At 43.2% G+C, this 21,620-nt stretch carries 16 protein-coding genes and 3 pseudogenes; 10 read left to right on the top strand and 9 right to left on the bottom strand.

Features of this window, described 5'->3' with window-relative positions; translation table 11 throughout:
• The first annotated feature begins 294 nt into the window (after window positions 1-294).
• The 4 genes from AC6IZ0_RS04555 to AC6IZ0_RS04540 all read left to right on the top strand — a co-directional run bounded on the left by AC6IZ0_RS04555 (window position 295) and on the right by AC6IZ0_RS04540 (window position 4,869).
• Entirely contained in the window at window positions 295-1,524 is a 1,230-nt protein-coding gene (locus tag AC6IZ0_RS04555) for a sedoheptulose 7-phosphate cyclase (protein ID WP_271760671.1), read from the top strand.
• 4 nt (window positions 1,525-1,528) lie between these two features.
• A complete protein-coding gene (locus AC6IZ0_RS04550; RefSeq protein ID WP_497725238.1) occupies window positions 1,529-2,362 on the top strand; it encodes an O-methyltransferase in 834 nt (277 codons plus the stop codon).
• Between the two features lie 100 nt (window positions 2,363-2,462).
• Window positions 2,463-3,794: an ATP-grasp domain-containing protein gene (locus tag AC6IZ0_RS04545; RefSeq protein WP_497725237.1), complete on the top strand. Its 1,332-nt coding sequence runs from the start codon at window positions 2,463-2,465 to the stop codon at window positions 3,792-3,794.
• A gap of 43 nt (window positions 3,795-3,837) precedes the next feature.
• Window positions 3,838-4,869, top strand: a complete 1,032-nt coding sequence (locus tag AC6IZ0_RS04540) for a D-alanine--D-alanine ligase family protein (protein WP_497725236.1) — start codon at window positions 3,838-3,840, stop codon at window positions 4,867-4,869.
• Window positions 4,870-4,872: 3 nt separating this feature from the next.
• Here the strand turns inward: AC6IZ0_RS04540 and AC6IZ0_RS04535 are convergent, their stop codons facing one another.
• Window positions 4,873-5,394, bottom strand: coding sequence for a DUF3122 domain-containing protein (locus AC6IZ0_RS04535; protein ID WP_271730861.1), 522 nt, complete (start codon window positions 5,392-5,394; stop codon window positions 4,873-4,875).
• A 108-nt stretch (window positions 5,395-5,502) separates the two neighbouring features.
• Complete coding sequence (gene recN / locus AC6IZ0_RS04530) at window positions 5,503-7,230, bottom strand: DNA repair protein RecN (RefSeq protein WP_497725235.1); 1,728 nt, start codon at window positions 7,228-7,230, stop codon at window positions 5,503-5,505.
• A gap of 345 nt (window positions 7,231-7,575) precedes the next feature.
• Between recN and AC6IZ0_RS04525 the strand changes: the two genes are divergently transcribed.
• Window positions 7,576-9,576, top strand: a complete 2,001-nt coding sequence (locus AC6IZ0_RS04525) for an ABC1 kinase family protein (RefSeq protein WP_497725234.1) — start codon at window positions 7,576-7,578, stop codon at window positions 9,574-9,576.
• A 96-nt stretch (window positions 9,577-9,672) separates the two neighbouring features.
• On the opposite strand, the gene AC6IZ0_RS04520 is transcribed toward AC6IZ0_RS04525, so the two are convergent.
• Both AC6IZ0_RS04520 and AC6IZ0_RS04515 read right to left on the bottom strand, forming a co-directional pair.
• A complete protein-coding gene (locus tag AC6IZ0_RS04520; RefSeq protein ID WP_497725233.1) occupies window positions 9,673-10,107 on the bottom strand; it encodes an HmpF-related protein in 435 nt (144 codons plus the stop codon).
• Window positions 10,108-10,322: 215 nt separating this feature from the next.
• A pseudogene (locus tag AC6IZ0_RS04515) lies at window positions 10,323-13,356 on the bottom strand (valine--tRNA ligase).
• Window positions 13,357-13,605: 249 nt separating this feature from the next.
• Here AC6IZ0_RS04515 and AC6IZ0_RS04510 point away from each other — a divergent pair.
• Window positions 13,606-13,743, top strand: a complete 138-nt coding sequence (locus AC6IZ0_RS04510) for a hypothetical protein (RefSeq protein ID WP_497725232.1) — start codon at window positions 13,606-13,608, stop codon at window positions 13,741-13,743.
• On the opposite strand, the pseudogene AC6IZ0_RS04505 reads toward AC6IZ0_RS04510, so the two are convergent.
• Window positions 13,740-15,000, bottom strand: a pseudogene (locus AC6IZ0_RS04505) (FGGY-family carbohydrate kinase). The gene AC6IZ0_RS04510 and the pseudogene AC6IZ0_RS04505 sit on opposite strands and share 4 nt — an antisense overlap.
• Window positions 15,001-15,138: 138 nt before the next feature.
• On the opposite strand from AC6IZ0_RS04505, the gene psaM reads away from it, so the two are divergent.
• The 3 genes from psaM (at window position 15,139) to AC6IZ0_RS04490 (ending at window position 16,900) form a co-directional block, all read left to right on the top strand.
• Window positions 15,139-15,234: a photosystem I reaction center subunit XII gene (gene psaM / locus AC6IZ0_RS04500; RefSeq protein ID WP_006196319.1), complete on the top strand. Its 96-nt coding sequence runs from the start codon at window positions 15,139-15,141 to the stop codon at window positions 15,232-15,234.
• A gap of 450 nt (window positions 15,235-15,684) precedes the next feature.
• Complete coding sequence (locus AC6IZ0_RS04495; RefSeq protein WP_271733482.1) at window positions 15,685-16,095, top strand: slr1601 family putative cell division protein; 411 nt, start codon at window positions 15,685-15,687, stop codon at window positions 16,093-16,095.
• A 340-nt stretch (window positions 16,096-16,435) separates the two neighbouring features.
• Window positions 16,436-16,900, top strand: coding sequence for a hypothetical protein (locus tag AC6IZ0_RS04490; protein WP_271733481.1), 465 nt, complete (start codon window positions 16,436-16,438; stop codon window positions 16,898-16,900).
• Between the two features lie 108 nt (window positions 16,901-17,008).
• On the opposite strand, the gene AC6IZ0_RS04485 is transcribed toward AC6IZ0_RS04490, so the two are convergent.
• The 4 genes and pseudogenes from AC6IZ0_RS04485 to AC6IZ0_RS04470 all read right to left on the bottom strand — a co-directional run bounded on the left by AC6IZ0_RS04485 (window position 17,009) and on the right by AC6IZ0_RS04470 (window position 19,857).
• The gene (locus AC6IZ0_RS04485; protein WP_271733479.1) at window positions 17,009-17,500 is read right to left on the bottom strand and encodes a YajQ family cyclic di-GMP-binding protein; all 492 of its coding nucleotides are present in this window, start codon (window positions 17,498-17,500) and stop codon (window positions 17,009-17,011) included.
• Between the two features lie 58 nt (window positions 17,501-17,558).
• Entirely contained in the window at window positions 17,559-17,978 is a 420-nt protein-coding gene (locus tag AC6IZ0_RS04480; RefSeq protein ID WP_497725231.1) for an MAPEG family protein, read from the bottom strand.
• A gap of 117 nt (window positions 17,979-18,095) precedes the next feature.
• A pseudogene (locus AC6IZ0_RS04475) lies at window positions 18,096-18,598 on the bottom strand (DNA recombination-mediator protein A).
• Window positions 18,599-18,762: 164 nt separating this feature from the next.
• Window positions 18,763-19,857 (bottom strand): phosphotransacetylase family protein, encoded by a 1,095-nt coding sequence (locus tag AC6IZ0_RS04470; protein WP_497725230.1) that lies wholly within the window; start codon window positions 19,855-19,857, stop codon window positions 18,763-18,765.
• A gap of 323 nt (window positions 19,858-20,180) precedes the next feature.
• Between AC6IZ0_RS04470 and AC6IZ0_RS04465 the strand changes: the two genes are divergently transcribed.
• On the top strand, window positions 20,181-21,590 hold the full coding sequence (locus AC6IZ0_RS04465) for a glycosyltransferase family 2 protein (protein WP_271733475.1): 1,410 nt from the start codon (window positions 20,181-20,183) through the stop codon (window positions 21,588-21,590).
• Window positions 21,591-21,620: the final 30 nt, after the last annotated feature.

Raw genomic sequence — 21,620 nt, 5'->3', positions numbered from 1 at the left:
TCCCCAGATGCGAAGTGGATCTGTGATATTCACAAATCTGGGACATTTGACTAGTTTAAGTGTGCTCTCCCATGAGAGCTTAACCGAATTACATAATTTACTCCGATGAATGGTTTTGTCTAATCACATTACCAGTCAGTAAAAAAATTAAGCTTTTTTATGGAAAGCTCATTTTGTGTTGTTTTTGTTCTCAAAAGCGCAAAAGCATGATTTTTTGCTGGCGTTCATCCATCAGGGTAAATCGTAATTTTTGCCGAAATAGTGAATTTTTTAGTTGGAATCCAGTCAAGAAACATGAATAAAGTTCAAGCATCCTTTAAAGCTACAGAAACTCTGTTTCACGTGGAAGGTTACGAAAAAATTGACTTTAGTCTTGTCTATGTGAATGGTGCATTTGATATCAAAAACAGAGAAATTGCTGACAGCTATGAGAAATTTGGCCGCTGTCTAACCGTGATTGATGCTAATGTCTATGAACTTTACGGTCAGCAGATCAACTCATATTTCCAGCACTATGAGATTAAACTGACAGTATTTCCCATCATCATTACTGAACCCGCTAAAACCTTAGAAACTTTTGAAAAAATTGTCGATGCTTTTTCCAACTTTGGTTTAGTTCGTAAGGAACCGGTTTTAGTCGTTGGTGGTGGTCTAGTTACTGATGTGGCGGGATTTGCTTGCGCTGCTTACCGTCGTAAGAGTAACTATATTCGGGTTCCTACCACCTTAATTGGTTTAATTGATGCAGGTGTAGCGATTAAGGTCGCAGTTAATCATCGCAAGTTGAAAAATCGCTTGGGAGCATATCATGCACCTTTGAAGGTAATTCTGGACTTCTCATTTTTGAAGACCTTGCCAATATCTCAAGTTCGCAATGGGATGGCAGAATTAGTTAAGATTGCTGTAGTTTCTAACTCGCAAGTGTTTGAACTACTATACGAATATGGCGAACAACTGCTTTCCACTCACTTTGGACACGTGAATGCTACAGCAGAACTTAAAGAGATTGCCCATAAGGTGAACTATGAGGCTATCAAGACTATGCTAGAGTTGGAAACTCCTAACTTGCATGAAATAGACCTTGATCGCGTCATTGCTTACGGACACACTTGGAGTCCTACCCTAGAATTAGCACCCCGCGTACCTCTCTATCATGGTCATGCGGTAAACATAGATATGGCTTTGTCTGCAACCATCGCGGCAAAACGGGGGTATATTTTTACAGCGGAGCGCGATCGCATCCTAGATTTGATGAGTCGTATAGGTTTATCTCTGGATCATCCTCTACTAAATAGCGATTTGCTCTGGTATGCTACCGAGTCTATCAGCTTAACACGAGATGGCAAACAACGCGCTGCTATGCCTCGTCCCATTGGTGAGTGCTTCTTTGTTAATGATCTCACCCGTGAAGAACTTGATGCGGCTTTAGTTGAACATAAAAAACTTTGTGCTCAATACCCCCGGAAGGGAGAAGGGGTTGATGCATACATTGAAACTCAAGAAGCCAAACTACTGGAGGTGTAAAGGGATGACCAGTATTGTAGGAAAACAAACAGCTAGACCAATAACCCCACATAGCATCTTAGTCGTCCAGCTAGAGAAAACCCTGAAATTAGCACAACAAAGCAATATTCCCCCAGAGATATTAGATTCTCTGCGCCAGTCCGTGCAATTAGCAGCAGGTTTAGACCCCTATTTGGATGATTACACCACCCCGGAATCTAGACCCTTAGCAGCATTGGCGCAAAAAACTAGTCAAGAAGATTGGGGTAAACGCTTTAGCGATCGCGAAACAGTGCGTCAATTAGAGCAGGAAATGCTCTCAGGACATCTAGAGGGACAGACATTGAAAATGTTTGTTCACATGACCAAAGCCAAGCGCATTCTAGAAGTAGGAATGTTCACCGGATATTCAGCTTTAGCTATGGCTGAAGCTTTACCAAGGGATGGAAAACTGATAGCTTGTGAAGTAGACTCCTATGTGGCAAAATTTGCTCAAGCTTGCTTTGGTGAATCTCCAGACGGCTATAAAATAGTTGTAGAAGTAGCACCAACCCTAGAGACTCTACACAAATTAGCAGCCAGAAAAGAATCATTTGATTTGATTTTCATCGATGCTGACAAAAAGGAGTATGTAGAGTACTTCCACACTATCTTAGACCATCATTTACTAACCACCGATGGCTTAATATGCGTGGATAATACGTTGTTACAGGGACAAGTTTATTTACCACCAGAACAACGCACAGCCAATGGTCAAGCGATCGCACAGTTTAATTCTGTAGTCGCCGCCGATCCTCGTGTGGAGCAAGTTCTCTTACCCATCCGAGATGGTGTGACTCTGATTAGACGCATAGCGTAACCAAGCTTTCAGGGAGATGAACAGGATCAATGCTTCCTCATCTCCCCTACCTTCCTATTCTTGATATTTAGTGATAGATACAACCTGACAACCGGCTTTCATGGTAAAAATACTGACTACATTCAAAACTCTTGGTACCCTCGTCTTATTACTAATAGCCTTACCCTTCAATGCTTTGATAGTATTAACATCTTTGCTGTGGAGCCTTGTGAAATCCCCATTCACCCAAAAAAAAGCTCAACAGCAGACTATCCTGGTAAGTGGAGCCAAAATGACCAAAGCATTGCAACTGGCTCGTTGTTTCCATGCAGACGGACACAGAGTTATTCTGATTGAAACTCACAAATACTGGTTATCTGGTCATAGATTCTCCCGTTCTGTCAGTGCTTTTTATACAGTTCCAGCACCTCAATCAGACCCAGACGGCTATATCCAGGCCTTAGTAGAAATCGTGAAAAAAGAGCAAGTTGACGTTTATGTACCTGTATGTAGCCCTGTAGCTAGTTACTACGACTCCTTGGCAAAGCCAATACTATCAGAATATTGCGAGGTTTTCCACTTTGATGCAGATATTACCAAGATGCTAGATGATAAATTTGCTTTTACCCAGCAGGCGCGAAAGCTTGGTTTATCCGTCCCCAAGTCCTTTAAAATCACCGATCCACAACAAGTTATCAATTTTGATTTTAGTCAAGAAACCCGCAAATATATTCTCAAAAATCTGGCTTACGACTCTGTTCGCCGCTTAAATTTAACCAAACTTCCCTGCGAAACCCCAGAGGAGACAGCGGCCTTTGTCAACAGTTTACCCATCAGTTCCGAAAACCCTTGGATTATGCAAGAGTTTATTCCTGGTAAGGAGTTATGTACACATAGCACAGTGCGGGACGGGGAATTAAGACTACATTGTTGCTCCCACTCTTCTGCATTTCAAATCAACTATGAAAACGTCGAAAATTCCCAAATTCGTGAATGGGTGCAACACTTCGTTAAAAGTTTAGCACTGACCGGGCAAGTTTCCTTTGACTTTATCCAAGCTGAAGATGGGACAGTTTACGCCATTGAATGCAATCCCCGTACTCATTCGGCGATCACAATGTTCTACAATCATCCTGGTGTTGCACAAGCCTATCTTGGTAAAACTCCCCTACCTACAGTTTTGGAACCCCTAGCAACTAGCAAGCCCACTTACTGGATATATCACGAAATCTGGCGACTAACTGGTATCCGTTCCTGGAAACAATTGCAAACATCTGTGAATACCCTCCTCAAGGGTACTGATGCTATTTTCTGCTTTGATGACCCTGTACCATTTTTGACTCTACATCATTGGCAGATTACCTTGCTCTTGCTGAAAAATCTACAACAGCTTAAAGGTTGGGTAAAAATAGATTTCAATATTGGCAAGTTGGTAGAGTTAGGTGGCGATTAAAAGATAAATTTTTCCTTGGCTGCTATTTATAGGAAAGTCTATTATGTCTGTACTTCGTATTCTGCATTTGGTGGGGTCTGCATACAATGAGTTTTATAGTCATTTATCACGCCTTTATGCTCAAGACTGTTTGACAGCAACGGCAGATTCATCACGCTATGATTTTCAGATTGCATACGTTACACCTGATGGCCAGTGGCGTTTTCCTCCCTCTCTTAGTCCAGAGGATATCGCTATCACTAAACCGATGTCTCTAGGGGATGCTGTTAAATTTATTACATCGCAAAACATTGACCTGGCGTTACCACAAATGTTTTGTATTCCGGGAATGACTTACTACCGCGCCCTATTCGACCTGCTGAATATTCCTTATATTGGCAATAATGCCGATATTATGGCAATAGGTAGCCACAAAGCCAGAACTAAAGCAATTGTCGCTGCAGCAGGAGTGAAAGTACCTCGAGGAGAATTACTCCGCCCAGGAGATATACCCACAATTACACCACCAGTAGTCATCAAACCCGTTAGTTCTGACAATTCTTTAGGAGTGGCTTTAGTCAAGGAGGCTACTGATTATCAGGCTGCTTTGCAGACAGCATTTCAATATGCAGATGAGGTGATTGTAGAAACATTCATCCCACTCGGTCGAGAAGTTAGATGTGGTATCCTTGTTAAGGAGGGAGAGTTATTGGGTTTACCCCTAGAAGAGTATAAGTTAGACCCCCACGACAAACCTATCCGCAAATATGCTGATAAACTCAAGGAAACCGATGATGGTAACTTGGATTTTAGCGCTAAAGATCACACCAAGTCTTGGATTGTGGACTGTAATGACCCTATGACCCCACGGGTGCAGGAAGTAGCTAAACTCTGTCATCAGGCCTTGGGTTGTCGCCACTATAGTTTATTTGATTTCCGCATCGATCCAGATGGACAACCTTGGTTTTTAGAGGTTGGTTTATATTGTTCTTTTTCTCCGAGAAGTGTGATTTCCTCCATGGCCAAAACAGCGGGAATTCCTCTCAATGAATTATTCATGACGGTTATTCATGAAACTTTGCGTAGTAATCAATGAAATTTACTCAATTTCTGTTACTAGCCATTGCCATTCAGTAACTACATTCTCAGGTATATTGATCAGCAATGGCTTGACATTTTTAGTCGGCACATATAGTTTAAGTGCATCGGTGGTTCCTAGTTGGGGGAGAATTTTAGTTAATTCATATTCACCCACATTGGGAGCAGGTGCAGTTAAGCTATAGGCATCTGATGCACTCAATAGTTTTCCTGATGTTGTCTCAATTACTAATGGTTGCGGGTGAGCAATTTCTACAATCCCCGGAAAACCCACTAGGCGTAATCTTAAATCTTTGATTGTACTTTTGTCATCTTGTTTGAACAATAGCACCTGCCAAGTATAGCCTTTTTCATCTTTGATAGATACTTGGGAATGATAGCGCAAAACACCAGGGGAATCATGATGTTGTCGCAGTAATGCCTCTGCTGATTGCACACCCCATGCACTAAAAGTCAAGGTGACCAGGATTACTATAGCCCAAGTCCAGAAGTATTGCCAGACTTTTTGCTTGAGGTCATACATACGGTCAAGGGAATTCTCATGAGTAGAAACACAAAACCCGAACTACCCTAACTATAGCGTCAGTTGAGATAGGAAGTCCTCATTTTAGATTTATGTCGGAGTGTCAAATTAAATTATTTCTTGTCCTCGATGATGAGCCGCTTGTAATAATAAAGACTCAGCAAAAGCGATCGCATCTGTGGCGGACTTACCACCAGCTAACTGCGCCAGTTCTTCCCGGCGATTGGTCATATTCTCTAAACTAGTGACTCTTACCACCGTCCTGATTTCAGTGTTATTACTTAGACCAATAGTTTTTTTATCTACACGAAAATGTCTGTCAGCCATCGCCGCCACTAGGGGCTGATGGGTAACACATAAAACTTGGTTATTTTGACTTAGCTGGTGTAATTTTTCTGCGATCGCTTGGGCGACCCTCCCAGAAACCCCCACATCAATTTCATCAAATATCATAGTTTCCGCCGCATCCCCTCGGGAAAAACAAGCTTTCAGCGCCAGTAAAAAGCGACTCATTTCCCCCCCGGAAGCGATCGCTATTAAAGGTTGCAGGGGTTCCCCAGGGTTAGGGCTAAACATAAAGGTAATTTTGTCCGCACCTGTGGTTGTGGGGGAAATAGGCACGATCTCCACTTGAAACTTTACCTTTTCCATAGCTAAAGGCTTGAGTTCACACAGTAATTCAGATTCTAAATCCGCAGCGGTTTGCCGACGCAATTTAGTTAACTGTTCACAGACTTGGGTTAGATGGGCAAAACAGGCCATTTCCTGCTGTTCTAGACTTTCAATCGACTGTTCACCATCATTGAGTTCTGCCAACTCGTCTAGTATGCGTTGGTAGTGGGCGATCGCCTCTGTGAGGGTAGGGCCATACTTACGACAAATTTGCTTTAATTCTTGAATGCGCTCTTCTACTTCTTGCAATCTTTGGGGGTCGGCTTCTAAACTACTTCCGTAAGTATTAATTTGCCTTCCCACTTCCATGATCATAGTTTGAGCATCCCTGACCAGATCTAACAAAGGTTGCAATTGGCCATCGTACTCCACCATATCAGTTAATGTCGCCTCGCTGTCTGCTAATAAATCCGTTACAGAAGGTGTCTCATTATCGTTTTGATACAAGGATTGATACACCTTGTAACTCATCTGTTGCAGTTCCACTACATGATTGAGACGTTCCCGTTCTTGCTGGAGTTGTTCCCATTCCAGAGGATCTTGGAGGTTAGCAGTTCTCAATTCTTGGATTTGATACCTGAGCAAATCGAGTTGCTGTAGACGTTCCCGTTCTGATGTCCGGCGTTTTTCCAAGACCAGATAAGCTCTTTGATAAGCACTAAAGGCTGTGGCAATGATTTGACGCTGTTGCATCAGTAAGTCACCACCATACACATCTAACCATTCTCGGACTTGGGCCGGCTGTCCTACCTGTAAAGTTTGACCTTGGGCGGTGATTTCCACCAGGCGATCGCGCAGCCCTCCCATGATCTGGCGATTCACTAACACCCCATTTACCCGCGATCTACTACGGATATTACTACTACTGCCAGTAATTTCTCGGCTAACTATTACACAATTATCTTCAATTAAATCGATTTCCTGTGCTATCAACCAAGTGGTTAACGAAGGTGATAGGGTGAAAGTAGCTTCTACCAGTGAACGATTCGTTCCCGTGCGAATAACTCGACTAGAGATTTTACCCCCCAAAGCCGCATCAATGGCATCCAAGATAATGGATTTTCCCGCACCAGTTTCACCTGTTAGTACATTGAGACCAGGGCCAAATTCCAGCTCTAGTTGATCAATCAGGGCAAAATTTTCGATTCGCAGCCAAAGCAACATCAAGCCAAATTCTCCAAGAGGACAGATGCGGGTACTTTTAACTTACAGAACACTAAGCAGGTTATTTTTCTTACTTCTTGGTGCATTGTGGGCATATTGTTATGATACAACGCTTTTCTCTGGAAAGTCTATAATTGTTCCCCCTATAAGTATCAGTTGAGGATAGGGAATATCGAGATATTATTGAACTAGTAAGCCATTTTACTAGTTATTAGTAGTTTGGAGTGGATAACCCGCCCTGACAACTTGGGGAAAAACTCTAATTTATCCCTGTTTGAGGGATGATTCTTTGTAAACTTATTGTTACAATACTTTACATGCTTAATCCTCTCGGTGGCTTCCTTCATGATTGTTAAGACACTTTCCCCGACTTCGCGCAAAACCGAGGACGAACCACAAGTTACTCCAGTATTAACAGAAAATGGCATATCAACCTTAGTTGTTGATTCACCAAAATCTATGATTAACCAAAAGTCCGATACTGAGGCTATACCTTACGATCCCCAAGAGATTAGGGAACATTATCGCCAGCGCCCCCTAAAAGTTGTCCGGCGTATTTTCGCAGTCTTAGGGCCGACCCTTTCCTTTCTATTTGGGTTGTGGTGGGACAACCGCCGGGGAATAGTGGTGAAAAAAGACCCCCGTCGAGCTGTTCAACTGCGAGAGCTACTCACGAAATTGGGGCCGGCTTACATTAAAATCGGACAGGCTTTATCTACTAGACCAGATTTGGTTCCCCCCGCATATCTAGAAGAATTAACTAGGTTACAAGACCAATTACCGCCGTTTCCTAACGCCATCGCTTACCAATTTATTGAAGAAGAATTAGGCGCACCACCAGAGGAAATTTACGCCCAACTCTCCGAACAGCCCATTGCGGCGGCTTCTTTGGGGCAAGTTTATAAAGGTAAATTGAAAACTGGTGAAGAAGTCGCTATTAAAGTCCAACGCCCTGATTTAAGAGAAGCAATTACTATTGACTTGTTTATTTTGCGCCAACTCGCCGCTTGGGTAAAAAATAAAGTTAAACGAATACGCAGTGACTTAGTTGGTATCCTCGATGAATTAGGCGATCGCATCTTTGAAGAGATGGATTATATTCATGAGGGAGAAAATGCCGAACGCTTTTTCGAGTTATATGGTCACATAAAAGATATTTACATCCCGAAAATTTACTGGGAATACACCAATCGTCGCGTCCTGACCATGGAGTGGATAAGCGGCACAAAATTAACCCAAACCGCCGAAATCAACGCCCAAGGTATAGATGCTCGTTATCTGATTGAAGTGGGTGTCCAATGTTCCCTGCGCCAGCTACTCGAACACGGATTTTTCCATGCTGACCCCCACCCAGGTAATTTATTAGCCACACCAGAGGGGAAATTGGCTTATCTCGACTTTGGCATGATGAGTCAGGTACAACCGCCCCAGCGTTATGGTTTAATTGAAGCGATCGTTCACGTCGTTAACCGTGACTTTGAAGGTTTAGCCAACGATTACGTTAAACTAGATTTTTTATCACCAGACACCGACTTAACACCCATAATTCCCGCCTTTGCAAGAGTCTTTGCTGATGCTCAAGGAGCCAGCGTTGCTGACTTGAACATTAAAAGCATCACTGATGAACTCTCAGCTTTGATGTATGAATATCCTTTCCGCGTACCTCCTTACTACGCTTTAATTATTCGCTCCCTGGTAACCCTCGAAGGTATCGCTATATATATAGATCCCAACTTCAAAGTTCTCAGCGAAGCCTATCCTTATGTTGCGAAACGTCTGTTAACCGACGAAGCACCACAATTAAGAACATCACTGCAAAACTTACTATTTAAAGATGAAAAATTCCGTTGGAATCGGTTAGAAAACTTGTTACGTAATGCGAAGAAAAATCAGGATTACGACTTCAATCTAGTTTTAAACCAGGGAGTCGAGTTTCTTTCTTCTGAACGGGGTGCATTCATTCGCAACAAAATAGTAGATGAATTTCTCAATGGAGTTAATGCTGTAGGCAAAAATGTTCTGCACAACTTCACTTATATCCTGCGAGAAAGAGTAGGTTTAACAGCAGTTCACGAAATCCCAAAGGCCACAGTTGAGCAACAACAAACCTTAGACCATATTAAACGCATTTTAAATATTCTTCGGGAAAACCGTGATTTTGATCCGGTGGAATTAGCTCCCCAACTGGCCCAACTGTTAGTAAATCCAGGTGTACAGCGGTTGGGTCAACAAATTACTAATCGCCTGGCCCAAAAAGCCATAGCGCGTTTAATTCGCGAGTTATTAGCATCCGAAGAACTCGATAGTACTAAAGCTCTTCCCTTAGCTAAAACCGCAAGAGTTTAACTCAATATCTGAGAAGTTAACACCCCCCTCTTCTTACCAAGGAGAGGGGTTCGGGATCAGGTGATTTTTTCCCACATAAACTTAGATTTGAATTGTTTAACCAGAGTCTCCATGGTGACGATTTCTGTCACGTCGAAGACGTTCTTCTAAGGCTTGAATCTGTTCGCGACGTGCTTCTAGTTCTAGAGTACGACGAGCTAATTCTTGATTTTGTAAAGTTAGAGATTGTCGCCAGTTTTCGGCAAGTTCTACTTCTTCTTCTAACTGTTTTGGTGTCATACCAATGCTGAGGTAGGTTTGCACTAAATTTATTACCCAGTCCCTAGCATCTTCTAAACTTTCAATATCACCTTCAGGGGAAAGCTGCACTAAAACCAGCAAGTTATCACTCATCTTAGTTTCTGCATCCACACAAATCACAGTCTCTTCAGGGATAATTACCCACAGGTTTGGACTTTCTTGACGTGCTAACAAGCGTAACTGATAGTTATCTAAAAATTTCTTTTTATGTACTTGAGCTAGATATAGCATGGCTTTATTTTCAGCCGTGGGTAAAAGTAAAATATGATTTACAGCACTTTTAAACTCAATAAAGTAAACACATTAATATCATAAATCTTCTGGGGTGGGCAATGGCTTACGCAAGCGGTAGCTATCGGTGTCGCCCTTGTGTACCTAACTCAGATAAAATGCGCTGTAAGTTCATAGGTAATGGTTAATTTATATTTCACCATTACCTATTAGACCTATGTTAAACTACGCAAGCGATCGCGCAAAATTTCAGCTTGTTTCTCAGCTTCTGCTAAAGAATCTCTGGCTCCCTGTACCACTTCTGCTGGCGCTTTATCCACAAACTTCGGATTACTTAACCTCCCACTCAAAGACTTAGCCTCAGCTTCGGCTTTGTTGAGGCTTTTTTCCAGTTTAGCCCGCAGAGTAGCAATATCTACCACATCCCCACTCAAAGGAATTACCACTTGTACAGTACCCACAACACCAGCAATGGCATTTTCTGGTGCTGGTGGCTGTTGTAATTCTGTTTGTAAGATTTCCTTGGGATGGCGTGGCGCAGAAAACACAGCGAAAAGCTTTTGTCTGTCCTCAGCTAGGAGGAGATTTTGTACAACAAACCAAGATGCATAACCCAAACCAACTATTTCAAAAAATCTCCCCATTAAGGGAATTTCATAAATTGCCTTCCCCGTCGCTAAACCTATCCTAGTAAAGACAAGCAGTACAATAATTAAAGCAATTGTCTTTAAACCCCTCAGAGGTTTTTTCTCCACCATTTCTGGGACGGGTTCCTCTGCGGGAGAAGCTTCCCCCACACCAGCAATAGTTAAATTCTCCACCTTAGCCAAATCTTGAATATACGCCCGTCCATCTGTGAGGATTTGCTGTTCCTGGGGATTATCAGTTTGCAAGTTGGTGGTAATTTTCGCCCCTGGCTTAATATCCGCCTCAGCGCGTAAATTCCGAATCGTACGGATTGTACCAATGAGCAATTCAAACTGTGCTTCCAAATCGGGATTAATCAGGTGATTATCGCTTTGCGGATAGGCTTGTAAAGATAAACTTTCTAAAGAATCCCCTGGTTGTTGGGTGAGAGTTTGCCAAATCTCCTCAGTAATGTGAGGCATTAAGGGATGCAGTAATTTTAAAATCCCTTCCAGGACATAGGCAAGAATTTGTTGTGCTACCTTGCGGGATGCGGGATCGGCATCTTTTTGTAACCGGGATTTGACTAATTCAATATACCAGTCACAAAAATCACCCCATATAAACTCATACAGACCTTTGGCCGCTTCCCCTAAACCGTAGTTATCAATGTAATTACTAGTTTGTTTGATAACTTGATGATAACGGGAAAGAATCCACTTATCACTTAATTCTGTAGCCAGTGGTTGACCTAACTGTTGCGGCGTTTGTCCATCCAAATTCATCATCACAAACCGGGCCGCATTCCATAACTTATTAGCAAAGTTGCGCCGCCGCTTCCACCGATGACGACTCATCCTTTTTGCGGTCATATTCCAGGCGGATATTTTGACCCGCCCCCGCCACTTCTTTAACTAAGGTATAGCGCAGCGCGTCAGTACCATACTTGTCAATTAATAATAGTGGGTCAATCCCATTACCTTTAGTTTTCGACATTTTCTGACCGTTTTCATCCAGAACTAACCCGTGAATGTAAACATCATTAAATGGCATTTTCCCAGTAAAGTGTCCGGCCATCATCGTCATTCTGGCCACCCAGAAAAAGATAATATCAAAACCAGTCACCAAAGCAGTGTTAGGGTAATAAGTCCTTAAATCCGGCGTTTGTTCTGGCCAACCCAAAGTTGAAAATGGCCAAAGCCCAGAAGAAAACCAAGTATCTAACACATCTGGGTCTTGTTCTAACTTGACATTTTCGCCAAATTGTGTTTTAGCTTTTTCCCAAGCCTCATCGGCTGATTTTGCCACCACAAAGGGGGTATTATCGGTAATTTGGCCGCCGGTTTCACTCACCGCATACCAAGCCGGAATTTGATGACCCCACCATAATTGACGAGAGATACACCAATCCTTTAACTTAACCAGCCAATCACGATAAACCTTACTCCAGCGTTGGGGGACAAACTCCGGCGAATTTTGCCCGTCCAGAAATTCTAAAGCTTGATCAGCCATGGGGCGAATTTTCACAAACCACTGAGTAGATAATAGTGGTTCTACCGGGACTTTACCGCGATCGCTATAAGGAACAGTATGCTTATAATTCTCTACCTTCACCAGCACACCCTCTGACTCCAAGCGAGAAACCACATTCTTCCTAGCCACAAAGCGGTCTTGTCCCTGGAACTCCCCAGCCTGAGCATTAAGAGTTCCATCCTTATTCATAATATTGATCAACGGCAGATTGTGACGCTTACCCATTTCAAAGTCATTCGGGTCATGGGCTGGAGTCACCTTAACACAACCAGTTCCGAAAGTGGGATCAACAAACTCATCACCAATAATGGGAATTTCCCGATTCATAATTGGTAGAGTCAGGGTCTTACCAATCAAATGAGAGTACCTTTCATCATTGGGGTTAACAACCACAGCAGTATCACCCAGCATAGTTTCCGGTCTAGTGGTCGCCACCTCCACAAACCCAGAATTATCACTCAGGGGATAGCGGAAATGCCAAAGATTCCCATCAACTTCTTGATTATCCACTTCTACATCAGACACCGCCGACCCAGAAGCAGGACACCAATTCACTAAATATTCTCCACGATAAATTAATCCTGACTCATAGAGACTTACAAAGGCTTCCAGAACAGCTTTTGATAAACCTTCATCTAAAGTAAACCGTTCCCGTGTCCAATCAACCGACACACCCAAACGTTTTAACTGATTAACAATTGTACCCTCAGAGTCCGCCTTCCATTGCCAAGCGCGTTCTAAGAATTCCTCGCGCCCCAGTTCGTAGCGAGTTTTACCCTCTTTCTTGAGTTGTTTTTCTAACATCGTGTGAACGGCGATGCTGGCGTGGTCAGTTCCCGGTACCCATAGGGTGTTACGCCCTTTCATGCGGTGATAGCGCACCAGAGTATCAATTAAGGCACTTTCAAAAGCATGACCCATGTGTAAACTCCCCGTGACATTAGGAGGGGGAATCACAATACAGTAAGGTTCACCGCCTTGATTGGGGTCAGCTTTGTAAACTTGGTTTTCTTCCCAAAATTTTTGCCACCTGGCTTCGGTGGTAAATGGGTCATAGAGACTAGGGAGGTTGCTAATATTTGCGGTCATGCGGGGACAAGTAATTCTGGAAGGACTCTTATAAATTTTGCCATAGCCTGGAAGAAGGATTCATGGAAAGGAAAAGCATCAGGCGGAGATGACAGACAAACAGGAGATTTGAGAAGGTTAACCAAGAAAGTTAATGGGTGCTTCCCAGTTGAATCGAGGGTTAGTAGCTAGTTACTCTTTCCTTAACTAATACTCATAAATAATGACATTTGCTCGAAAGTTCCTGTCATCTTTTCGCTTGGTGACAAAATGCTACTAGGATTCAAAACCCAACTCAAAGTTAACAAGCAACAGCGACTACTACTGGCGCAACAGTTAGCTTTTTTGTATCGGTTGTTAGAGCAACTGTATAAATCTTCTGTGACACTTGTGCAGTCCAGTGACTAGTTAAAAAAATCAGTCCCTCTCATGGCTAAAAGCGCCGTACCATAAGCAGCTTCCCTATGCAGCGACGACATCACAGACACCTTTAAATGTCGTTCACGAATGCGAGACCAAGTAGAATTTACCGCACCACCCCCGGCAGTGTAAACACGAGTTAATTTATCTGCCCCCATTTTCTGCAATAATTTATACCCATTAGCCTCAATTCGGGCAATACTTTCTAACAACCCATGCAAAAATTCCACACTACTCTCAGGGCGTGGTGTTAATCGCGGCGGTAAAGCCGGATCATTAATGGGAAAGCGATCGCCTGGCTGCAACAATGGATAATAATCTAACTCGCTGGCTCTTGTAATATCAATTTCGCTGCTCAATCTTTCTAACTCAGCATCACTAAAAAATTGCTTTAGCACCGCCCCCCCAGTATTAGAAGCACCCCCAGCCAGCCACAAGTTACCCCAGCGATGGCTATAAATACCATATCGTGCATCTTCTACCCGGGTACGACTCAATAGTTTGACCGCCAAAGTCGAACCCAAGGATGTCACAGCTTCCCCGGGGGATTCGCCCACTAGCCAAGAAAGCGGCAATACTATCAGTTGTACCAGCATACACCAAGCAATCATCAGGGAAATGAAACTGAGTTGCTATTTCCGGGCGCAATTTGGCAATGGGAGTACCGGGGGGTAAAACTCTGGGTAACTGAATCGGTAATTCTAGTTTTTCTAGCCATTGTGGATATTTCAACTCTTCCACGTCATAGCCCAGCTTTAAAGCGTTATGGTAATCGCTAATTCCCAAATACCCATGCAGCAAAAATCCTAACCAATCGGCTTGATGCAGAAAATATCTCGCTTTGCTGAAACTCGGCTGTTGCACCATCCACAGCAATTTTACTAGGCTAGAAGTTGCACTTAATACGTTACTTTGCGGTGGTGCAAGAGTTTTTAATTGCGGCAGCACCACTGCTCCCCGCCCATCGTTATACAATAAAGGTGCATCTACAGGCTGACCAGCCGCATCACACAGCAGGACTGTGGAAGAAGTACCGTTAATGGCGATCCCCTTGATTTCTCGCCGCAATTTCTCTGGTATTTGTGTCAGCAGTCGAAATAAAGCCCCATGCCACGAATCTGCTAAGTTAGTAACAGCCCCATCTGCCCAAGGATGCTTGATTTCTGCCTGGGTGCAAGCTTCATGATTAATCACCACACCCCTAACCCCAGATGTACCGAAATCGATCCCCAAATAAAAATCCATAGTTTTATAAATTTTTTTAATGACAAATCACTGTTTTTGTTGCATCTTGTAACAAGATATTCCACATTCTTGGCAAAACAGTGAAAAGTAGTAAACGAACTGTTCAATATTGATTTGAAGCTCAGGAGGGTTCAGACCATGCCTATATCAGACACTCAGGTGTACATTGCTCTAGCTGTAGCGCTGATTCCAGGAATTCTGGCTTGGCGTTTAGCAACAGAACTCTATAAATAACGCCACGTTCTGACATGGTAACCGGGGTAGATTCAAAATCGCCCCACTCTCAAACAACAATCAGGCCAGTCCTGGTTGTTGTCTTTATAAGTATATTCTTTTAGTCAAATAGAAAACCTTTCAATTTTACCCGACAACATCTGGGAGATTTATTCAAAACAAGGCAAGATTACATATCCCCGAAACCCTGTGAAAAAAATAACCATGACTCGGAATTGACATAATCTTATAAAAGAATAATAATCGGGTAAACGGGGTGCTAGTGGCTAAATGCTAGAAGTTTTTAAATGCTAGCTACTTGCCCATATAGAGTAACATTTTAACTTTAAATATACGTGTAGCAATTTCGGAAAAATGAAGTAATATGACAGCTAAGTAAAGGTGTAAACCCTGTCAGTGTGCATTCTATGAAGTTGTCATGAAATTAGTCAGGTTTTTTAATTAAGCATAATGAACGCCATTCAACCGTCTAGACCGCCGGTACAACCTATACAAAAACGCCGGGCTGCTCCTCGACCAAAACGGCATCTTCGTCAACGTTCCTACCAGGTTATAGCCCTGGAAACCACAGCTAAAATAGCAGTTAACTTAGTCCTGTGCAGTGCAGCAGTATCTGCCCTGGTACAACTTCTGCCTTATCATTGGACACAGCAAAACAGGTTGCGAGAAGTTAAGACTGAGGTCAAGCTGATGGAAGAACGTGTTGAGAGTTTGCAAAGGGAATTTCAGCGGAATTTCGACCCCCATCAAGCTCATATTATTAGACAACAGCAAGGGTATAAATTTGACCCTAATCAATTTCCAGTAGTACTCGTAAATCCTGATGTTCAGGAAGCGGAAATATTAAATGTATTACCATAAGGCAAACAATACGTATTTATATGGATAAATCAGACTGTGGACACCCAGTTATTTTGTATCTACCCCCGGCAATATATCTACAGCAAAAAAGATTAGATGACTATGGCGTAACCGTCTTACTCATGGAGATGTAGAAACCCCATCTTCAACGAAGTAAGATGGGGTAGTTCATGACTAATCAAGTAGTAACACGAACAAATTGCTAGAATGCCCACAAGCCTTGATTTAGCTCATTGCTTGTTGCCGTCAGGTATCGTGCCTACTGTAACTCATGCTGTAGGCGACGGACAAGTGTAGCACTCAAGCACACATCGTAATTTTGAAGGTTGGGAAAATTTTTATGACAACAGCAATTTCCTATGAAGATGCACCAGATCTCACCGCTAACGATTATATTGTTATAGGTCTATCAACCTGCTTCATTAAGGAAGATGGGGAAGTTTATCAAGTGGAAGTAGTAGAACCAATTCCCTCTGCTGCTTTAGAAGCATTGTTCAAAGGTATTCCCACCTCCTATAAGCTGGCTTGTGCAACCACCCTGGGATCTGTTCTGGATGGGAATACACCTGTGCTACCAGATGGCTTTCCAGATTCGACTCAGTTTGGGGAAGAATTCGCTGTGCGGGTGTTTGCTGCAGCTCGCACCTACAAACGACGTGAAACTGCACAGTCCCTCATTCCTTTAGGTACAACCTACACTGATTTTCAATATTCAACGGAGCGTAAGCGCGTACTGAATGCCGCTAGAGTTGTCACTAAAGAAGACAATGTTAAGCAGCATTCCCACACTCACAAAATTCTTTAATCTCAGCTAATGCGGAAGGCAGTTAACTAGTTAATAATTAGCGAAAAACTATCGAACCTGATTTGAAAACAATGGTATGGGGTGGATAAAATCCACCCCATAGGTTGTTTAACGGTAATTGGTAAATTGTAAAGCCACAGGAAGGTCTTCTTGTTTCAGACGCTGCATCACAGCTTGTAAGTCATCCTTAGCTTTAGCTGAAACTCGTACAGCATCACCTTGAATTGAGGCTTGTACTTTTTTGAATTCGTCCCGAATCAATTTGGAAATTTGTTTAGCTATTTCCTGACTGATGCCTTTTTTGAGTGTGATTTCTTGACGTACACGGTTACCACTAGCTGATTCAACTTTGCCAAACTCGAAAATTTTCTGAGAAAGCTGACGCTTGGCGGCTTTTTCCCGGAGGATGTTGTGAACAGAATCTAAGGTAAACTCGCTGTCAGTGCTGACATTAATGGTTTGCTCGTTTAACTCTACAGTGGTTTGAGTATCTTTGAGGTCATAACGACCTTTGATATCTCGCATAACTTGATCGACCGCATTCACTAACTCTTGTCGATCAAAGTCGCTCACAATGTCAAAGGAATATGTAGAAGCCATAAACAATTTTAGATTTTCGGTTTACCGGTGATTTTCAACCCGCATTTCTACTGCCCAATTAACTCTGGGCTTGAATGATGCTGGAGATAATCAGAGTAGCAGAGCTCAGGGAGGCAATGGCAAACATCAGCGATCGCAATAGGGGTATATTCAAAATATAAAAAATTGAGTATAGCAAACGCGCCACCACAAAAGCGATCGCCGCCACTGTTGCTGTAGTATTATTTACCCCAGTTACATATGCCATCAGTGCTGCGGTGGCAAACAACATAAATGCTTCCAGAGAGTTTTGATGCGCCCAAGTGGCTCTTTGAGCATAGGGGGGCAATTTATCAAACATGGCGCGAGGAGTAGCAAGGGCTTCATAGCCAATCCGCACCCGCGCATAAGCTACCAATAGAAAGGGCAGATAAATCAGAAGGGCGGCAGCAGCAATAGAATACAACAAAATAACAGACACAGGCAGTTGCGATAGCATGATTAAACCAATCAATGTATTTGTAGTTAGCTGTGATGAACAGGTAACAGGTGGTTACCTGTTACCAATTCGCAGTTTCCTATATCTATCATTACCAGGGCGAGGACTTACTGCACTTTAGTCAAAGTAGAAAAGTGTGACAACTTTTCTTTGTTCTTCTGCATCTCCACAAGTTTGCAGCAGAGTACGACTGTCGTGAAAAGCAAAACAGATGAGTTGCTGGCATCGGGAGATAATCTCCTTGTTACAAATGTAACTAGCTTCAGCTAAAGACAGATTATCATTACTGGAATTTTCTACCAGATGCATCACCTGCTCTAGTTGTTGGCGTGATTCATGGGGCTGACGTTCCAAACTTTGGGGTAAAATCACCGTCAATAAATTGGGATCAGCCCGCATTGCTCCCTTAATGGCAGCTGAATTTGTCCCTGTAGCCCCAGAGGTGATGACCCGATTCCTGATAGAACCAAGGCATAGGTCATCATCTCAATGAGATTTTGATGCGTAATTGGCACATGACGAGAACCCAACAAGGCGATTCGCTTAGAACCCGTTTGTTGGATGGTCGCCAGTTCCTGCGCTAATGTATCTAGGTTGGTAAGGTCTGTTGACTGGCTCAAAGATGGACGTAATCACATTAAACAACCCAGTTATTCTACCAAACAGAGTGTAGGTGAACAGCCAAATATAGTTACATCTTGCTACATTTTTATGATGTTTGCTTCAGTAGGTCAATAGCTGCTGGACACTCCCCACGTCTAAAGACGGGGGATTCCAGCTTCACTTAAGCTAATGTCCCTCGGTGAGTTAAGCCTAGTTTAGATAACAAGCGATCAATGTCAAAATTCTCAGCCATCAACTGGCGAATGCAGTGAACCTTGATGGGTTCATGTACCCGTACTTGACCAAAGGTCCGGTCGATAATTTCCACAGTGGTTAGGGTATCTAAGTCAACCGATAGGATGGGGATTTCTAGCTCTTCAGCACGACTGAGAATAAAGGCAGGTGGTGGCAGCTGTCCAGTCAAAATCAGGCATTGTGTAGAGGTTTCTAGGGCGGCTTGTTGAATTTCCACGCGATCGCCTCCTGTGACTACTGCCATATTTCGGCGTTTGTGGAAATACTTCACAGCCGCATTGACATTCATTGCCCCAATTGCCAAACTCTCCACCATCAAATCCAAGCGATCTCGACGACAGAGAACTTCCGCCTTTAACTGGTTTACCAGTTCACCAACGCTGACACTGCGGAGTAAATCACTTTTCGGCAATGTGGCCAATACAGGGATGTCTTGCTTTTCTAGAAACGGGCATAATTGAGCGTCAACTATTTCTAATTGTTCGCTAGGGATATCATTAATCACAACTCCCACCAAGCGATCGCCCACATACCGCTTGGCAGATAATAACGCCCCAGTTGAGAGCAGTGAACTATAACGTGTTACCAACAGTACAGCCGCATCTAACGTCTCAGCAACCTGTAACAAGGACAAATCAAACAGACTGCCTTGTGTCAAATCACCTGGTCCCTCTAGCAACACTAAATCTCCCTGGGAAATTTGCAAATATTGCTGTTTTAATAACTGCCGATAATTGGTGTTGTCTTCGCCGCGCCAGCGTCTTTGGACATTGACCTCATCCAAAGCCAGTATTGTGGCCGCAACACGGTTTTTTGGTAAGTTCAGACTATGAGCAATAAACTGGACATCTTCCTCAACTAAGGTTCCGCCAGATGCACTAAAACAAGTGCCCAGGGGTTTACCGTAGGCAATATCTAGTCCTTTTTGCTGTAGCTGATGAGACAAACCCAAAACAGTTGCAGATTTACCACTATAAATCTCAGTTGAGCCAATCAGCAAACATTTAGCAGATTGTGGCACACATGCACTCCTAATTGCAAAAGGAAGGTGTTTACTAATTTTAGTGGGTTACGGCAACAGGGTGGAGTGCTCACAAGGTACAGTTCCCCATAATCTACTTTCTTGGGGCTGGTCACTGTAAAACCTAAACCTAATAAATCATCCAAAATACTTTGAAACTCCAAATTTGGTGCTAAGAAATGTTAAAAATTCGGTTACAATTAATATGCATTGGCTTTTAACAAAGAAGCTGAAGCAATAAAAGCAGAAATCAGCGCTCTCAAGTGTTGGATTCCTTGCTTTTTTTCAGCTGTATAACAACTGGTTTTTGAATCAAGTAACCTATGCCAGCGAATTCCTGGCCCGAAGATGATTATTACGAAGAGCTTGACCCACTTAACTCTGTGTTATCCGATCCCTCGGCAGATCAGCAGGAGTTAGTGGTAGAGGTGGATCCCATGTCTCTACCATCCCGGTTTCAAGGACGTAGACGCAAAGCTGCTCTCATGTTGACTGTAGTGTGGAGCGGTACAATCGCTCTGCATTTAGCTTCTTGGGGTTCAATATTGATTCTAGGACTGACCACTCTTCTAGGATTTCATGCCTTAGTGGTGGTATTTGCTAGACCCCGGCGCTATGCCAAAAACATCCAGGGAGATTTTCCCTGTGTATCTGTGCTAGTAGCTGCAAAAAATGAGGAAGCCGTTATTGGCAAGTTAGTCAAGAATCTTTGCAATCTGGAATATCCAGGTGGGCAATATGAAGTCTGGATAATTGACGATAACAGCACAGATAAGACACCGGAACTCTTAGCCCAACTAGCCCAAGAATATCAGCAACTCAAGGTTATCAGACGTTCTCCACAAGCTAGTGGCGGCAAATCAGGAGCATTAAATCAGGTATTGCCATTGACTAAGGGCGAAATTGTCGCAGTGTTTGATGCTGATGCTCAGGTAGTGCCAGACTTATTGCTCAAGGTGGTACCTTTATTCCAACGAGAAAAGGTGGGGGCGGTGCAGGTGCGAAAAGCCATCGCTAACGCCAAAGAAAATTTTTGGACTCAAGGTCAGATGGCAGAAATGGCTTTGGATACCTGGTTTCAGCAGCAACGTGTAGCCCTGGGTGGTATTGGCGAACTCCGCGGTAATGGTCAATTTGTCCGGCGTACAGCCTTAGAAAGTTGTGGCGGGTGGAATGAAGAAACCATCACGGATGATTTGGATCTGACTTTGCGCCTACATTTAAACCAATGGGACATTGACTGTACATTTTGCCCAGCTGTGCAGGAAGAGGGTGTCACAAATGCCATCGCCCTTTGGCATCAGCGCAATCGTTGGGCAGAAGGCGGCTATCAACGCTATTTAGATTACTGGGATCTAATTGTGAGAAACCGCATGGGTACGCGAAAAACCTGGGATATGCTCATGTTTATGTTGAGTATGTATATCCTACCCACAGCAGCAATTCCAGATTTATTCATGGCCCTGGCTCGGCATCGTCTACCAATTTTAGGATCGGTAACTACACTATCCGTGGGTATGTCTGTTGTGGGTATGTTTGCCGGACTGAAGCGCATACGTCAAGATGAGAAATTTAATATTTCTACATCTTTCCTGTTGCTGTTACAAACACTACGTGGTGCTTTGTATATGTTGCACTGGTTAGTTGTGATGAGCAGTACCACTGCTCGGATGTCCCTCAGACCAAAACGTCTAAAATGGGTAAAAACCGTGCATTCAGGAACCGGTAACTAGTTTTTTGCAGCCAAGTTAACACTGAAAATC

It is taken from the genome of Anabaenopsis sp. NIES-4685 (genome assembly GCF_059725405.1).
The sequence above is the reverse complement of the archived record's forward strand: the minus strand, read 5'-3'. Positions and strand labels throughout refer to the sequence as shown.

Excerpts from the sequence above, each read along its gene's own strand:
- AC6IZ0_RS04535 (WP_271730861.1), bottom strand. The coding sequence starts at position 5,394 with ATGTATGACCTCAAGCAAAAAGTCTGGCAATACTTCTGGACTTGGGCT.
- AC6IZ0_RS04490 (WP_271733481.1), top strand. The coding sequence starts at position 16,436 with ATGACAACAGCAATTTCCTATGAAGATGCACCAGATCTCACCGCTAAC.
- AC6IZ0_RS04510 (WP_497725232.1), top strand. The coding sequence starts at position 13,606 with ATGCTACTAGGATTCAAAACCCAACTCAAAGTTAACAAGCAACAGCGA.
- AC6IZ0_RS04485 (WP_271733479.1), bottom strand. The coding sequence starts at position 17,500 with ATGGCTTCTACATATTCCTTTGACATTGTGAGCGACTTTGATCGACAA.
- AC6IZ0_RS04545 (WP_497725237.1), top strand. The coding sequence starts at position 2,463 with ATGGTAAAAATACTGACTACATTCAAAACTCTTGGTACCCTCGTCTTA.
- AC6IZ0_RS04555 (WP_271760671.1), top strand. The coding sequence starts at position 295 with ATGAATAAAGTTCAAGCATCCTTTAAAGCTACAGAAACTCTGTTTCAC.
- AC6IZ0_RS04525 (WP_497725234.1), top strand. The coding sequence starts at position 7,576 with ATGATTGTTAAGACACTTTCCCCGACTTCGCGCAAAACCGAGGACGAA.
- AC6IZ0_RS04480 (WP_497725231.1), bottom strand. The coding sequence starts at position 17,978 with ATGCTATCGCAACTGCCTGTGTCTGTTATTTTGTTGTATTCTATTGCT.
- AC6IZ0_RS04520 (WP_497725233.1), bottom strand. The coding sequence starts at position 10,107 with ATGCTATATCTAGCTCAAGTACATAAAAAGAAATTTTTAGATAACTAT.
- psaM (WP_006196319.1), top strand. The coding sequence starts at position 15,139 with ATGCCTATATCAGACACTCAGGTGTACATTGCTCTAGCTGTAGCGCTG.
- AC6IZ0_RS04465 (WP_271733475.1), top strand. The coding sequence starts at position 20,181 with ATGCCAGCGAATTCCTGGCCCGAAGATGATTATTACGAAGAGCTTGAC.
- AC6IZ0_RS04495 (WP_271733482.1), top strand. The coding sequence starts at position 15,685 with ATGAACGCCATTCAACCGTCTAGACCGCCGGTACAACCTATACAAAAA.
- AC6IZ0_RS04550 (WP_497725238.1), top strand. The coding sequence starts at position 1,529 with ATGACCAGTATTGTAGGAAAACAAACAGCTAGACCAATAACCCCACAT.
- AC6IZ0_RS04540 (WP_497725236.1), top strand. The coding sequence starts at position 3,838 with ATGTCTGTACTTCGTATTCTGCATTTGGTGGGGTCTGCATACAATGAG.
- recN (WP_497725235.1), bottom strand. The coding sequence starts at position 7,230 with ATGTTGCTTTGGCTGCGAATCGAAAATTTTGCCCTGATTGATCAACTA.